Source organism: Clostridium septicum (genome assembly GCF_003606265.1).
In the GTDB taxonomy this organism is placed as follows: Bacteria; Bacillota; Clostridia; order Clostridiales; family Clostridiaceae; genus Clostridium; species Clostridium septicum.
The window spans coordinates 1328226-1345726 of sequence record NZ_CP023671.1; the positions used below are offsets into that span (position 1 = coordinate 1328226).

Consider the following 17501-nt stretch of genomic DNA (forward strand, 5'->3'; position numbering starts at 1 on the left):
TACGTGCTAAAAAGGGGGTAACCGAATGATAAAAAAAAATAAAATAATTAGTGCGATTTTACTTTCAAGTATATTGTCACTAAACTTTTCAAAAACTTTAACTACTTATGCAGATTTAACTACATTAAACTATGATTCCAAATATGATCTTAACAATGATTCTATTATCAACGAGCTTGATATTGATGAAATTTCTAAACATTATAACAATCAAAAAGATTCTGCTGATTGGGCTGAAGAATTCGATTTTAATAATGATGGAATCATCGATATATTTGATATCATTAAAATTTCAAAACGTAATGGTATAAAAAAACCAGAAAAAAATTTATCTAAAAATGCTTTAGAACTTCAAAACCTACTAGCTGCTAATAAAAATGTAACTACTACTGAAGATGAAGCTGGTAAAACAATATATAATGTCTGGGTAAAAGGAATTACTCCTCCAACTGAAAGTGACTTTACTACTCTTAATTTAGGAGCTAACTATAGCATAAATGTTGCTCCATGGAAACCTGGACAAGGTTGGTATGATATCAATAAAGTAAGAGGTGAATCAGGAGATAACCTTTTTTGTAGTGGAGCTGTTGCTACCAATATGCTACATTGGTGGTTAGACCAAAATAAAGAGTATATAGATAGATATCTAGCTCAAAATCCAGAAAACGGTAAAAATTTAGATAAATCCCTTGATATTCGTACATCATCAACCTTCCACGATCAAAAAAATAGTGATATTTTTAATCTAGTAAAGAAGTATTTCCGTAACAATGTACTATCTAGTGTTAAAACATTATTATGGTATATAAATGGATCTAGTATAGGCTTGCCAACTTCTCCATATATTGATACTAGAGCAGGATTTATTAGTGGGATATTTAAACAAGAAGATTTAATTGATGTATGTTATATAGGACCGTACGACCTATTGAACATTAGACTTTTAGAGTGGTTACAAGAGGATAAGGTGTTAGGAATTTCTTATGAAAATGCAGGTGTCAATTATAATCACATTATTACACTTTGGGGAGCTAACTTTGATGAAGCTGGAAATCTTCTTGGAATCTATGTAACTGATTCTGATGATGAAAAATCTAAAATATCAAAGGATGTTCTTTATGGAATGAAATATTATAGAACCGTTAAAGATCCTAATGGAAGAGCTAGAATAACTACTTATAATGGAAAAGAAAATAATAGGGGCGCAAAACTTTCAGTTTTATATTCTTTCAATTTAGGAAAAGACCAATGGGAAGAATACTTTAATAAAGATAATAATTAAATGGGGTGAATAAATGCTAAAAAAAACTAAAATAATTAGTGCAATTTTACTTTCAGGTATATTGTCACTAAACTTTTCAAAAACTTTAACTACTTATGCAGATTTAACTACATTAAACTATGATTCCAAATATGATCTTAACAATGATTCTATTATCAACGAGCTTGATATTGATAAAATTTCTAAACATTATAACAATCAAAAAGATTCTGCTGATTGGACTGAAGAATTCGATTTTAATAATGATGGGATCATCGATATATTTGATATCATTAAAATTTCAAAACGTAATGGTATAAAAAGAACTATAAAAAGAACTATAAAAAAAACTATAAAAAAATCATCTGAAAATGCTTTAGAATTTCAAAATCTATTAGCCGCTAATAAAAATGTAACTACTACTAAAGATGCAGCTGGTAAAAAAATTTACAATGTATGGGTAAAAGGAATTACTCCTCCAACCGAAGATGATTTTACTAATATTGATTTAGGAAACAATTATGCTCTGAAAGTTGCTCCATGGAAATCCGGACAAGGTTGGTATGATATCAATAAATTTAAAGATGGATCTGATGATCTTTTATGTAGTGGAGCTGTTGCTACTAATATGTTACATTGGTGGTTTGACCAAAATAAAGAATATATAGATAGATACTTAAAGCAAAATCCTAATAATGGGAAAAGCTATAATGGAACTTTAGATATTCATAAAATACCCGAATTCCATAATCAACAAAATAGTGATATTTTTAATACTATTAAGAACAGGCTTGGACGCGGTCCAATATGGGCTGATAGAGCTGTTTTATGGTATACAAATGGATTTGATGTTAATTTTCCAGCACCAATAGAATCACCATATATTTCCTCACATATTGACCGTCGTGGTGGAGTATTCAGAGATGTTTTTAAAGAGTATGGATTAACTGAAAGATTCTTTGCTAGAACATACGATGCTTTTAACAGAGGACTTATACGATGTTTAAAAGAAGATCGAGCATTAGGAATCTCTCATAAATCCCCTTTTCTTGATAGTCATATTATAACACTTTGGGGGGCTAGCTTCGATGAAGATGGAAATATTATTGGAATTTATACATGTGACTCTGATGATGAAAAGCATAAAATATCAAAAGATGTTCTTTACGGAATGAGATATAATAAAATCGTTAAAGATTCTAGTGGAATAGCTAGAATGACTAACTATAATGGAAATAACAATGATATTGGTGCAAGAGTATTAGATTTATATTATTTAAGTTTAGAAAAAGACCAATGGAAAAAGTATTTTAATGAAAACTAAATATTAATTTTACATAGAATTTATATCAGCCTATATAAATAATTAAATTATATAAGCTGATATAATTTAATTAATAAAACACATATATAAATATATGTCCTAAACACGTGCTAGAAAGAGGTGAATAAATGCTAAAAGACTCTAAAATAATTAGTGCAATTTTACTTGCAGGTATATTGTCACTAATCATTCCAAAAACTTTAACTACTTACGCAGATTCATCTGCACTAAACTACGACTCTAAATATGATCTTAATAATGACTCTATTATCAATGAACTTGATATAGATGAAATTTCTAAGTATTATAACACTGAAAAAGATGATCCAAATTGGAATAGTAAATTTGATTTTAATAATGATGGTATCATTGATATATTTGATATTATTAAAATATCTAAACTTGAAGGTACTTCATATGTGAAAAAGCCATCTGAAAAGGCTTTAGCCCTTCAAAATCTATTAGCTTCAAATAATAATGTAACTATTACAAAAGATGAAGCTGGTAAATCAATATATAATGTATGGGTAAAAGGAATTACCCCTCCAGCTGAAAGTGACTTTACTAATCTTGATTTAGGATTTAACTGTAATATGAATGTTGCTCCATGGAAACCTGGACAAGGCTGGTATGACATTAATAAGCTACTAGATGGATCTGATAATCTTTTATGTAGCGGAGCTGTTGCAGCCAATATGTTACACTGGTGGTTAGATCAAAATAAAGATTACATAGATAAATATTTACAACAAAGTCCTGACAATGGTAAAAACTCTAAGAAAACCTTAGATGTTCGTACGTCATCAACTTTCCATAATCAAACAAATAGTGATATTTTTAATATAATTAAGAGAATGTTTGGGGCTGGTCCAATATGGACTGATAGAGCTCTTCTATGGTATATTAATGGGTTTAATATGAATTTTCCAACAATACCACAGTACGATTCACCACATTTTGATTACAGGGGAGGATTTTTTAAAGATATCTTTAAAAAACCTGGTTTAACTGATAGATCTTACGTAGGAACATACGACTTACTTAACAATAGACTTTTAGAATGGCTAAAAAAAGATGTAGCATTAGGTATTTCTCATAAGACTATAGCTGTATATGATCATATTATTACCCTTTGGGGAGCTAGCTTCGATGAAGATGGAAACATTATTGGAATTTATACAACTGACTCTGATGATAAAGATGATGAAATATCAAAAGGAGTTCTTTATGGAATGAGATACTATAAGGTTGTTAAAGATTCTAACGGACGAGCTAGACTGACTACTTATAATGGAAAAGATATTAATATGGGAGCAAAAACTGTAGATTTATTTTCTTTTAGTTTAGAAAGAAACCAATGGGAAAAGTATTTTAATGAAAACTAATTCTAGTTACTTATATTAAAATAAAAACTTATAATATTATAAATTAAAAGAGTAAATACTTTACTTTAACATAGTAAAATATTTACTCTTTATTTCTTAGTTGTTTTGATTTTATATAACTACTGTAATTTTATGATTTCCTTTTAATTTAGGAATTAAATCCTCATTTAAAGTTTTTCCATCAATAGTTATACCTTTTTCATTTCCACGTTTTATTGTTATATGATATTGCCCCTCTTCGTCTTTTATGCTTACTTCATATTCATTCCAAGTATCAGGAATACAAGGTTTAATTTTATACCCTTTTCCCTCTACTTTTTTAACCCCAAGTATATCTTCTAAACCTACTTTATACATCCATCCTGAAGCTCCTGTGTACCAGCTCCATCCTCCTCTTCCGCCATGAGGTTCCTTGATATAAACATCAGCTGCCATTACATAAGGTTCTACCTTATAATTTCTTGCTTGTAATTCTGTATTTGAATGATTAATTGGATTAATCATATTATAATACTTGCAAGCCTTATCTCCTAATCCTAGTTTTGTTAATGCTAGAATTACCCAAACGGCAGCATGAGTATATTGACCTCCATTTTCACGAACTCCAGCAACATATCCTTTAATATATCCTGGCTCTAAATTTGACTTATCAAAAGGTGGTGCTAGTAGCATTATTAGTCCTTTATCCTTACTTACTAAATATCTATCTACTGCTTCCATTGCTTCCTCAACTCTTTCTCGTTTACCAGCTCCTGAAATTATAGACCAGCTTTGAGCAAGAGAATCAATTTTACATTCATCATTTTGAATAGATCCTAATGGTGTACCATCATCAAAGTATGCTCTTCTATACCATCCACCATCCCAAGCATTCTTTTCTTGATTTTCTCTTATGAAATCTTGGAAAGCTATATATTGTTGTTTCTTATCATTATCCTTCATATGTTCACAGATATCTTTAAATCCATCCAATATCTTATATAAGAACCATCCAAGCCATACACTTTCCCCTTTACCTTCATTTCCAACTGTACTCATTCCATCATTCCAGTCACCACTACCCATAAGAGGTATATTATGTGCCCCAAAATTTAAACCTCTATCAATAGCTCTTAAACAATGTTCGTAAATAGTCCCTTCTTTTGTAGATTGATTTACTATAGTATATCTTTCATCTTCACCATCTCTTAGTGGTTCATCTTCTAAATATGGAGCTTTTTCGTATAAGATATCATAATCTCCTGTAGTTTTTATATACTCTATGGTAACATATGGTAACCATAATAAGTCATCAGAAAATCTTGTTCTTATTCCTGAATTAACTACTGGATGCCACCAGTGCTGAACATCTCCTTCTACATACTGCCTTGAAGCACTTCTTAATATTTGATCCCTTGTAATTTTAGGATTTAATATTCCTATAGACATAGAATCCTGTAATTGGTCTCTAAATCCATATGCTCCTCCTGATTGATAGAAAGCTGTTCTTGATAAATATCTACAACTTAAAGTTTGATACATAAGCCATCCATTTAAAAGATAATCCATAGAAGGATCTGGTGTCTTTACCTGTATATTTCCTAGGAAATTTGACCAATAATCTTTTACATTGTCTAAAGCATTGTCAACTTCCTTTATATTTTTATATTTATCTATTTTTTCTTGTATCAAATCTAAACTTTCTTCTTCACCTAACATTACAACAATTTCTTTTTTCTCTCCAGACTTTAGCTTAACCTTTATAGCTGATGCCAAACATGGATCGAAAATTGCCCCAGCTGAGTTAGATAAATTTTCTTTACTTAATGCTAATGGCATGCTTAAATCTTCACCGATTCCTATAAATTCTTTTCTATCTCCAGTAAAGCTTTGATTTTCTCCACCTTGCATTGATAAGTAAGCTTTTAGCTTACCAAAGTATTTTGAGTACGGATTTTGACCCCATATATAATCTCCTTGGACATCTGTACTTATATTTTTAGCACTTCCATAATTATATACTCCAAGTACTAGTTGTGCGTAATAGAATAAAGTAAGCTCTTTATCATGATTTGATAGATTTTCAACAGTTACTTTATAAAGCTTTAACTTCTCTCCTTTTGGACAGAATGCTTTTAATTCTCCACTTATATTATATGCAGTATGTTTGAAAGTAGAGTAACCAAAACTGTGCTCTATAAAGTATTCTCCTCCATCCCTTATAGGTTTTGGAGTTACGCTAAAATACGCACCTGTTTTATCATCTCTTATATATAAGGCTTCTCCTAATGGATCTACTACCCAATCGTTACTCCAAGGTGTTATTTTATTTTCCCTACTGTTTCCACACCAGGTATATGCAGCCCCCACCTCGGAAATATGAAAGCCAAAATCCTCATTTGAAATAACATTAATCCATGGCGCTGGAGTATTTTCATAGTTCTTAAGTCTTATTACATAACTGTTATACTTCTTATTAAAACCTCCATAACCATTAAAGAAATCTAAATTTCTTTCATCAAAATTATACTTTTCATTTTTATTTGTTTTAAAATCTTCAGATTCATTCAAGTAATTTTTACTTTTAGATATTGTATTTAAATCTCTATAATTTGTTACGTCTTCTTCAATAACATTAACATCTAATTTATTCTTTTCCTTATACAATTCTTTATGTCTAATATAACTCTTAGGTGTATTTTCTTTTAAATCATTTATTTGTTCTATTAAACTACCATTACTTGAATCTATATATAATTTAGCTATTCCAACTATAAAGTTCTTAATATCTTCTCCCATAGTTGATTTATTATGTATAAAAATACCTGCCGCCTTATTTAAATTATCTCTTTCTTTAGAGTTTCTTATTATATCAGCAATATTTTTTTGCAGTGGTTCTTCGTAAGATATTTCTTCTTCATTATAGATTACTAAATCTACTTTTAGTCCTTTAGTTTTCCAATAATAATGCATATTTACTACTTGCCTTACAAGACTCATATCATTCTCATCTTTAACTAAAAGCATAACTATTGGCAAATCTCCTGATATTCCATATGCCCATAAGTTTTCTTGGTTCATGTTTATATTTTTAATATATTCTTCTCTATTCTTTCTACCACTATGTAAAAACAATATATAAGAAGCTAAACTTTGATATATATTAGCCTGTGCTGATTTTATACCCATATATTTTAATTCTAATTGGTTTGAGTAATTTGCTGCTGATATTTCTTTTTCTAACTTCTTAGTAGATTTATACTTATTGACTAATGATAATACTTGTTCTTTTGAATCTCCTACAGCTGTTAAGTAGTAAATTTCTTTTTCCTCTCCACCTTCTAATCTTAATCTAGCCCTTATACTCATTATTGGGTCTAAAACTATTCCTGTAGTATTTTGAAGTGGTGAATCATTATCCATTGCTTTAGGTGACTTTAAATCTCTATTCCTTCCTATGAAATTAATTCTTGATGTTTCATAAGTTATTGCCCCTTCAGTATTTTCATCACCTGCTATAGTATGAATAATATATGGTACCTTTGCACCTTTAGCCCTAGGACGTCTATTTCCTATTAAGCTATTGGTTTCTTCATCGTATTCAGTACTTATAAATAGATTTGAAAAACTTGGATGTACTGCATCTCCCTCAAAAGATTGCAGAGTAACCTCAAGATAACTTGTTATCTCTATAGTCCTTCCCTTTTCTCCTGTATTTTTAAGAATTATTTTTCTTATTTCTATATCATCCTCTGGTGAAAGAGCTACTTCATATTTAGTTTCTATATTTCCATCTTTTCTCTCAAATCTTGCTTTATCTACTGTAAATTCTATACTAGAATCCTCTGATACTTCCTTACATGGTTCATAAGTTGCGCTCCAATAATCATTTGAATTTAAATTCTTTATATAAAAGAACATACCACTAGAGTCTGTTGTACTATCGCCTTTCCATCTATATACTGTCATATCATCTTTCTTAGAGTATCCACTACCAGTTTGCGTAACCATAGTTGAGTAGCTACCATTGGACAATATAAGTACTTCTGGATTTTCCTTTTTAGCTCCTTTAATAATTCTTGGAACGAAATTTTCTTTTTGTATAGTTATGTCTGGAGTATGTATATCAACTTCTCTTTCAAATGTTACATTTTGAGGTATTTTTTCCTTTAGCAGTAATTCAACTGCTTTTATTTCTGGTATCCTATGAAATCTATCTTGCAGTATGTTTTTATTTAAAAGATTATCTAGGGCCATTAAGGACATACCTAAATGATGTACCATATAACATCTTACTTCTTTGTTTCCTTCTCCATTACCTACTCTTTGCTTTGTATAATCTATTGCTTCTATATAACCATATCTACCTAAAGCACCTATTTCTTTTAGAGCCTTTAAATTCTCAATGGCTCCATGCTTTTCATAAGGTAATGTCATTATTGTTGAATAAGGTGATACAACTAACTCATCTTCTAGACCTCTCTTTAAACCTATTCCAGGAACCCCAAAAGCTTTATATTGATAATTTTGTGCTACATCAAACTCATAAAATGCTGACTCTGAAATTCCAAATGGAATACCCTTTTTTTCAGCATAAATCTTTTGTGCTTTTATTACTGATGAATATGTTAAATCCCAAAGTGTATTTTCAAAATTCTTCATTATTTGGAATGGCATAAAATATTCAAACATAGTTCCACTCCAAGATACTAAACTCTTATTTCCAAAAGCTTTAGTCATATTTCTACTTAGGTTATACCAATGATCTTTTGGCACTTCCCCTCTAGCTATTGCTAAAAATGAAGCTGCCCTTGCTTCTGATGCCATCAAATCATAGTATGAGTTTCCTAATGAATTTTCTTCTAAATTATATCCTATTGCAAATAATCCTCTTTCTTTATTAAATACTACCTTGAAATCCATATCTTCCATTATGCTTTGGATTTCTGAAATTACTCTATCTATTCTATCATTAAATTCTTCTAGATCCTCTATCTTTTTAGATAAAATATTTTTATACTCTTTTCCTGAAGAATTCTTTATATCTTTTAATAACTCTATTATTTCTATTAAAGAAGGAACTTTTTCCTCTATAAATTTATCTATAAATAGCTTTTCTATTCCTTCAAAAATATAGTCATAAAAATCTAATTTAAATTCAATTTCACCCTTTAGCTTTTTAATCCAATAATGTTCTTTTTCTACTTTAATATCTTTTTCACTTAATTCTATACTTTTTAATGTATTATTTATTAAGTCTAGTTCTTCTTTTAGAGTTTCTTTATAGTCTTTAAACTCAACTTCATCTGGCAAAGTATCAAAAACTTCTATTTTTTCCTCTTCTCTTATTAACCTAAATGTATCTCTTATTGATAAAATTTCTTCTTTTCTTATTAATGGTTTATCTTTTAAATCCTTTAAAGTTTCACTTATTATCCATAAATATCCTAAAAGATTCCCACTATCTACTGTAGATACATATCTAGGCCATAAGGGAGCTTTTGTCTTTGTGTCATACCAGTTTAAATAATGTCCATGGAATTTTTCTAACCCTCTCATTCCATCTAAAACCATCTCAAGTCTACTTATTACTCCACCAAGTGGTAAATAAGCTAAATCATAAGCTATAAGATTTGTTATTAATCCCATTCCTATATTGGTTGGAGATGTTCTATGGGCTATACCTTTAAAAGGCTTTTCTTGATAATTATCAGGAGCTAAATAATTATTTTCTTCATTTACAAAGTCTTCATAATAAGCCCAAATACTCCTGCTTACTTCTCTTAAGAATTCCTCATTTTCTATCTCTAACTCTTCATCCTCTACACATCTAACCTTTGATATATTGTATGCTAATGCTGGTGATACCCCCCAAAGTATTACCAATATTAAATTAGTTAATCCTAATACTGGTGTAGTTTTTAAGGATAGAACTAAAATTAATATTGCAACTGCTGGTGATATCCACATTTTTTTATAGTAATTTCCTAATGTATTAACTACAGATGCCTCTGCATCTTCTGCTGTTTGCCATTGTAATAAGTTCTTTTTTGATATAGTTAATCTAAATAAAGTTCTTATTATAGCATCTAACATTAGATAAGTTTGATATGGAATAAAACTTAAAATCAAAACTATTTGTTTTAAATTTTTAAATGTTCCCATAAGTTTATTTTTAGGAGTTACTACAAAATCTGTAACTGTAAATACTAATGGTATTATTATTGCTAAGAATAATAATATTGAAATTTGTCCTGCTCCATTAAATAAAATTAATGCTAGTATTAAACCTATTAATAGACTTGGTGCAAGTAAACTTCTCCTTAAGTTATCGAATATTTTCCACTTTGAAAGTAAGTTAAGTTTTGATGAAAATAACCACCTTAAAAGCTGCCAATCTCCTCTAACCCATCTATGTAGTCTCAAGCAACTAGATAAATAGTAAGCTGGATATCCATCTACAACTTCTACATCTGTTACTAAACCACATCTAGCATATGAACCTTCTAATAAATCATGAGATAGAACTTTATTCTCTGGTATCTCATTTTTTAAAGTATTATAAAATGCATCTATGTTTATAATACCTTTGCCTGTGAAAATCCCTTCTCCAAATATGTCTTGATAAGTATCGGAAGCAGCTGTAGAGTATCCATCTACCCCTGCTTCTCCAGCAAATATCTTAGAGAAATATGTTTTATTTTTGCTCTCTAATGTTACTGAAACTTTAGGTTGCATTATTCCATATCCTCTAGTAACTCTTCCTCCTGCTATATATGGAGTATTTAACACATGGCTCATTGCTTCTATTAAGCTCTTTGCAGCTCCCATTGGAAGTATTGTATCTGCATCTAGCGTTATTATGTACTTAGCTTTTTTTAAAGTATCTATATTACTACTTATTACATTATATGTTGTTTTTTTATCATTTTTTAGTAAAGCTATGAATTCCATAAGTTTTCCTCTTTTTCTTTCATAGCCCATATAGACCTTTTCCTTATCATTAAATACCCTTTTTCTGTTTAAAAAGAAAAAGTGTTTTTCATCATCTTTAAAATATTTATCATTTAATCTCTTTGCTTCTTCTATACCTATACTATTTATTTCCTTATCCATGTTATCTTCTTCTGTAATGGCGTCTTTGAAATCTCCAAGTAAGGCATAGTAAATATTCTTATCTCTATTTGCTAAATAATAAACTTCTAGTTGTTCTAATAACTCCTTAGTTCTGTTTTTTGATGTTAAAAGACTAGGAATTACTACTACTGTTTTAGCTTCCTCTGGTATGCCATCTTTAAAGTCCATCTTTGGTATATATGTTGGCGGTACTATCTTTGCTATATTCCAATTAAATAAAGCTATTGTTATTTCACTGGATGGTATTATCATTATTAGAAAAGCAACTATATACTCTAGGACAGTTAATTTAACTCCAGTTAAATAAGTAAGAGTTAATACCCCAAAATTTACAAGTAAACTTACTAATAATATTAGTAATAAATACTTTTTAGAAGACATTTTATAGTTTACTTTACCCTTTTCATTAAATGATTCTAATACCTCCTTAACTCCATCATCTATTAGATAATATCCAACATGGGTTTTAAATAACTCCCTATTTTCATTTATTGCCTTTTGTGATAATTCTAATACCTTTTTTGCTAAATTTAATTCATAAATATTTAATACTCTAGCTAATTCTTCTACTCTATGTCTATAATTATCTTTTGTCTTAAAGTCCATGTTTACGTATGTTCCAGCTGGATCTAGACGTAGTACTTCTTCTACTTTTGATGTACTATTAAAATAATTTTTCCAATCAACTGCATCTATAAGCCTTAATGAACTTATAATGCTTCCAATAGATGTTTCTATAACACCTTCTTTGATTATTTCTTGGCTTAAATTATTATTTTTCCCACCGCTTCTTTCTGTTATAAACTTAAAAATCCTCTCATCTTCTACTGAATTATCTTTTAATACCCTAAAGAAAATTTCTATAAATTCAGCTGAAAATAAACCATCATGCAGATTTTCAGAATCCCCCATATATTCTTCAATATCTTCTTGTTTTTCTATAACTTTATTTAAAGGATATTCTTGATTTAACTTTGTTAAAAGAGAATCAATTTTTCCTTGATTATATGAATCTAATACTGTATTAGCTAATTTTCTAGCACCTGATCTTTGCTTTTGGACAATAATCATATCATTAGTTACTTTAGCTAAATTTATTATTAAAGCTATTCTTATCATAAGTGGGAATGCCCATAATTCTCCCATTGTAAAATCTATTTCTTGTTCATTTATAAATTTTATTATCTCATCTTCTTTTATTATTCCTTGGTTTATCTTTACATAGCTTTTAGCTAATTCATATATTCTTGGACACCCAGAACCGCTATTTGCTTCATAAGGTAAATTATCAAAATAACTTGCTGGGAGATTAAATTTTATAGCTTTATATTCTTTTTCTATCAGGTAAATATTATCTAATAGCCATTCACCTGAGCCAATAATCTCTTCCCCCTCCTTAAACTGCTTATTTAGGTATTTATGGTTATGTACTATTCCCTTGAAAGCCTGATTTAGTTCTGTTATTACAGCCTTTCTGCAGCTTAACGAATCTTTATCTCTCATAAATACACCTCTCCTTATTTAAACTCGTAATACGGTTATTATTCCCAAGTTTATATATATTACTCCTATACTTAGGGTGTTTTTCTAATTATTATTGAGATTTTCCAAACAAAAAAATCACCTAGTAAAATTAAATATTCTACTAAGTGATATTATTGTATTATTTAATATAATAAATGTTTTATTAAATCTATTATTAGCAATTTATCTTATCAACTTTAAATTACTTTTATAATTTTAAGCTTTAAAACTCTTTTATGTTATTATACTACTTCATATAATTTTCCATCTTCAATTTTAATATGTCTTTTAGCATATGAATCTACTTTTTCATCATGAGTTATAAGCACTATAGTTTTTCCTTCATCATTTAATTCTTTAAGTAAATTCATTATATCTTCACCTGTTTTTTTATCTAATGCTCCTGTTGGCTCATCTGCTAAAATTATTTTTGCTTCACTAACTAAAGCTCTAGCAATAGCAACCCTTTGCTGTTGACCTCCTGATAATTCATTAGGCATCTTTTTTATTTGATCTTCTATATCTAGCCTTTTAAGTATCTCTTTTATCTTGCTTTTTCTTTCTTTTTTACTAAGTTTTCTCCTTAACAATGGTAATTCAACATTATCATAAACATTATAATCTTTCATTATTGCAAAGTGTTGAAAAACAAAACTTATATCTTTATTTCTAATTAAACTTAATTTATTACCATTTAGTTTATTAACTAACTTGCCATCTAAATAATATTCACCACTTGTAACACTATCCATACATCCAATAATATTTAATAAAGTTGATTTTCCTGATCCTGATGGTCCCATTATAGATACAAAATCCTTTTCCATTATATCTAAATTAACATCTTTTAATGCATAAAAATTTTCTCCGTATTTTTTGCTTAGCCCCTTCAATTTAATTAACTCCATTACTCAATTCCTCCTATCATTTCTTTTGGTTGTAATTTATCAATGTTTCTTAAAGGAATAATTGATGATATTACTATTATTATGACTACTAATACTATTGCAACAACAAAATCAATAATACTAAATTGAGGTACTATTATCTTCTCTGCAATACTAAATTGCCTATTTTTATAAAGCTCCGTAAACTTAAATATCATGGCAATTATTGTAGATATTAATGATAAAAATAACATTTCACTTATTACTAATAATTTAATATCCTTTTTTCTAAATCCATTTGCTAATCTTATACCAAATTCTTTTTTTCTATTTATTATAGTAAATGACATATTACTTGCTAGTCCCAAACAAGAAGACACTAACATAAATATACTAAAGAATACAGTTTGAAGTATAAAGGGATAAATTCCCTGTTTAAATCTATTTAATATATCTTTAATACTTAATATTTCTACGTTTAAACCATACTCTTTATTAACATCATCTATTATATTTTGTATTTCGCTCTTATTTAATTTATCGCTTGTAATATATGTAGCACTATTTATTTCCATTTCATAAAAAAGTAATTCTCTTTCTTTTTTAGAAGGAATTGTTATACCCATTTTCCCTAGATCTTCTAAGGCAAAAAATTGAATATCATTACGCGGAAACCATTTTATATCTTTATTATAAAAACCTACTACTTCATAATTTTCTTTTGTTAATACTTTATTAGTTATTGTATCCCCAATATTTAATCTACCTTTATACTCTTCTGAGAAAATAATAGGTATCTTATCTTTATCTAAATTAAAATCATCTTCATTTAAATTTCTTCCATCTGTTATATTAATATCTAATAAATTAAATATATTTTTATCTGCTTTTAAAATATTAACTCTATTAGTAGGTTCTTGTACTTCTGTATAATACATATTTCCAAGTGACTCATATTTATAACTACCTATATCAAAATAATTACTTAACTTCTTCTTCAAATCTACTTTACCTGAACCATTACCATATACAGAGAATTTATATGTATTATTTAAATTCACATTTAAATTATTTTTAAATTCTCTTTCTTTATAATTAATAGTACTTAAATTTATCAATACATCTATTACTAATACCATAGTAATTGTAATTTGTACTATTGATAATAATGTAAATAACTTTTTATTTCTTATAGAAGATTTTATATATCCTAAATACATATTGTGATTCCTCCTAATTCCTCAAAAATTTTACTGGAGTCATTTTAATCAGTTGAATTATTGGTACTATTAATGTAATAGTTGTAGTTATAGCAGCAACTCCAATTCCAAGTAAAATATTATTTGGAGAAATATAGAAATATAATAAATCTATCCTACTTATTATACTACTTAAAATATATTGAAAAATAATTGCTCCTATAGTTGCTGATAATGATATAACAAAAAACTCCATAAATATTCTTCTAATAATAAAGAAATTACTCATACCACAAACTTTCATTATTCCTATTTCATTATGTATTGTATTAACCCATCCAGTAGATATAAATATTAAATTTATTATACTAATTAAATATACTATAATAATCATCTTAAAAAATGATTTACTATGTGATAATAAAGTTGAATAAACTTGATCTTTATTACCTATTTCTGAAATATTAACAAGTACATTTTCTCCTGAACTCTCTAAATCTTTTTTGAAATTTTCACAAACTTTAACTATATCTCCTTTATCACTTTCTATCTGTACCATAAAACTACCATTTTTTAATTCATCTAAATTATTTTTTGTAATATCTTCTAAATCTAATATAATTCTATTTTCCCAATTTGTTGCTCTATTTTTATAACCTAAAGTTCCAATAACATTATATTCTTCACCATAAATTCTAATTTTCTTATTTTCATTATCTCCCTCAGTAAATTCTTCTAGTTCATAACCAATTAAGATATCTTTATTTCCTTTTTTATTATTCTTAAAATAACTTCCTTTAAGTATAGGAATTGGATTTGTAGTATTATCCCCTCTTACATGAATAATTAGTGGATATCCAATATATTTAGAAGCCTTATCTATATAAGTAAATCTTTTTATAATATTAACGTTACAATATTCTGGTACCTCTTTAAAAATTGCTTTAATTTGTTCATGATCTACAGTTTTATTTAAATTTATATCTACCACTCTTGTATTATCTGGTACCCCATCATTTTTTTCATATGCTAATATTTTAAGTTGTTCTATACTACTAATTCCAACAGATACAGTAATAATAGCAACAAAAATACTTGTAAAAAAAAGCATTGTTTTCACAGGATTGCGTTTATATTTTTTAATTAACTTTACTAGTGTATTTATCATATTTTGTCTCCTTATTTAATTAATTCTACTACTCAATTGTCCCTATCATTTCTTTTGGTTGTAATTTATCAATATTTCTTAAAGGAATAATTGATGATATTACTATTATTATGACTACTAATACTATTGCAACAACAAAATCAATAATACTAAATTGAGGTACTATTATCTTTTCTGCAATACTAAATTGCCTATTTTTATAAAACTCCGTAAACTTAAATATCATGGCAATTATTGTAGATATTAATGATAAAAGTAACATTTCACTTATTACTAATAATTTAATATCCTTTTTTCTAAATCCATTTGCTAATCTTATACCAAATTCTTTTTTTCTATTTATTATAGTAAATGACATATTACTTGCTAGTCCTAAACAGGAAGACACTAACATAAATATACTAAAGAATACTTTTTGAAGTATAAAAGGATAAATTCCCTGTTTAAATCTATTTAATATATCTTTAATACTTAGAATTTCTATATTTAATCCATAATCTTTATTAACATCATCTACTATATTTTGTATTTCGCTCTTATTTAATTTATCGCTTGTAATATATGTAGAATTATTTATTGCCAATCCATAAAAATTTACTTCTTTCTCTTTTTTAGACGGAATTGTTATACCCATTTTTCCTAGATCTTCTAAGGCAAAAAATTGAATATCATTAGATGGAAACCATTTTATATTTTTATTATAAAATCCTACTACTTTATACCTTTGTGTCAATATCCCTTCATAAGTAACTACATCTCCAATATTTACTATATCCTTATACTCTTCTGAAAAGATAATAGGTATATTATCATTATCTAAATTAAAATCCTCTTCATTTAAACTTCTTCCATCTATTATATTAATATCCAATATATTAAATAAGTTTTTATCAATTTTTAAAATTTGAACTTCATTATTATTTGATTCCTTATCTAACTTAAACTTTTCTATAAACTTTTCATTATTCTTAAATTCTTCAATATTAGAATGATAATACTCATAACTACCTATATCAAAATAACTACTTAACTTCTTTTTTAAATCTGAGCTACCTGCATCATTACCATATATAATAAACTCATATGTATTATTTAAATCTACATTTAAATTATTTTTAAATTCTCTTTCTTTATAATTAATAGTACTTAAATTTATCAATACATCTATTACTAATACCATAGTGATTGTAATTTGTACTATTGATAATAATGTAAATAATTTCTTATTTCTTATGGAAGATTTTATATATCCCAAATACATATTACTTCCCCCCTAATTATTTTTAAATTTTACTAAAGTCACATTAATTCCTAAAATCGCTGCTTCTATTAATATGGAAATTCTATTCATAATCTTTTTATCTCCTTGTTTATTTAATATATAAAAGGGTATGCTAAAAATTAACACACCCCTTTTAAACTTAATGATAATATTTTACTATTGTATATTTATCCAAGCTATAACTTTAACTTACATGAGTTATTACTGTAATAATCCATTTAAACATGTACATTAATATTACTTATATCAATAATATTTTCCCCATAGTTCTACTTTTACTATCTTTTTTGCTTTATTATGTTAACATAATTTTAATAACTTTCTTGTCGTTTTTTGCAAGTAAATAATTTTTTTC

Annotated in this window: 8 protein-coding genes; 3 read left to right on the plus strand and 5 right to left on the minus strand. The window is 27.4% G+C overall.

Annotated features, from left to right (window positions below):
• Positions 1–25 precede the first annotated feature (25 nt).
• The 3 genes from CP523_RS05890 (at position 26) to CP523_RS05900 (ending at position 3970) form a co-directional block, all read left to right on the plus strand.
• Positions 26–1282, plus strand: coding sequence for an IdeS/Mac family cysteine endopeptidase (locus CP523_RS05890; RefSeq protein WP_066675013.1), 1257 nt, complete (start codon positions 26–28; stop codon positions 1280–1282).
• 13 nt (positions 1283–1295) lie between these two features.
• Positions 1296–2585, plus strand: coding sequence for an IdeS/Mac family cysteine endopeptidase (locus tag CP523_RS05895; RefSeq protein ID WP_066675015.1), 1290 nt, complete (start codon positions 1296–1298; stop codon positions 2583–2585).
• A gap of 128 nt (positions 2586–2713) precedes the next feature.
• Entirely contained in the window at positions 2714–3970 is a 1257-nt protein-coding gene (locus CP523_RS05900; protein WP_120140665.1) for an IdeS/Mac family cysteine endopeptidase, read from the plus strand.
• Positions 3971–4081: 111 nt separating this feature from the next.
• Here the strand turns inward: CP523_RS05900 and CP523_RS05905 are convergent, their stop codons facing one another.
• The 5 genes from CP523_RS05905 to CP523_RS05925 all read right to left on the minus strand — a co-directional run bounded on the left by CP523_RS05905 (position 4082) and on the right by CP523_RS05925 (position 17125).
• Positions 4082–12589, minus strand: coding sequence for a GH36-type glycosyl hydrolase domain-containing protein (locus CP523_RS05905; RefSeq protein WP_120140666.1), 8508 nt, complete (start codon positions 12587–12589; stop codon positions 4082–4084).
• A gap of 263 nt (positions 12590–12852) precedes the next feature.
• Complete coding sequence (locus CP523_RS05910) at positions 12853–13518, minus strand: ABC transporter ATP-binding protein (RefSeq protein ID WP_120140667.1); 666 nt, start codon at positions 13516–13518, stop codon at positions 12853–12855.
• Positions 13518–14717: an ABC transporter permease gene (locus CP523_RS05915; protein ID WP_066675022.1), complete on the minus strand. Its 1200-nt coding sequence runs from the start codon at positions 14715–14717 to the stop codon at positions 13518–13520. Before CP523_RS05915 ends, CP523_RS05910 begins: the two co-directional genes overlap by 1 nt.
• A 13-nt stretch (positions 14718–14730) precedes the next feature.
• Positions 14731–15864, minus strand: a complete 1134-nt coding sequence (locus tag CP523_RS05920; protein ID WP_066675024.1) for an ABC transporter permease — start codon at positions 15862–15864, stop codon at positions 14731–14733.
• A 28-nt stretch (positions 15865–15892) separates the two neighbouring features.
• Positions 15893–17125, minus strand: a complete 1233-nt coding sequence (locus CP523_RS05925) for an ABC transporter permease (protein WP_066675027.1) — start codon at positions 17123–17125, stop codon at positions 15893–15895.
• Between the last annotated feature and the right edge of the window lie 376 nt (positions 17126–17501).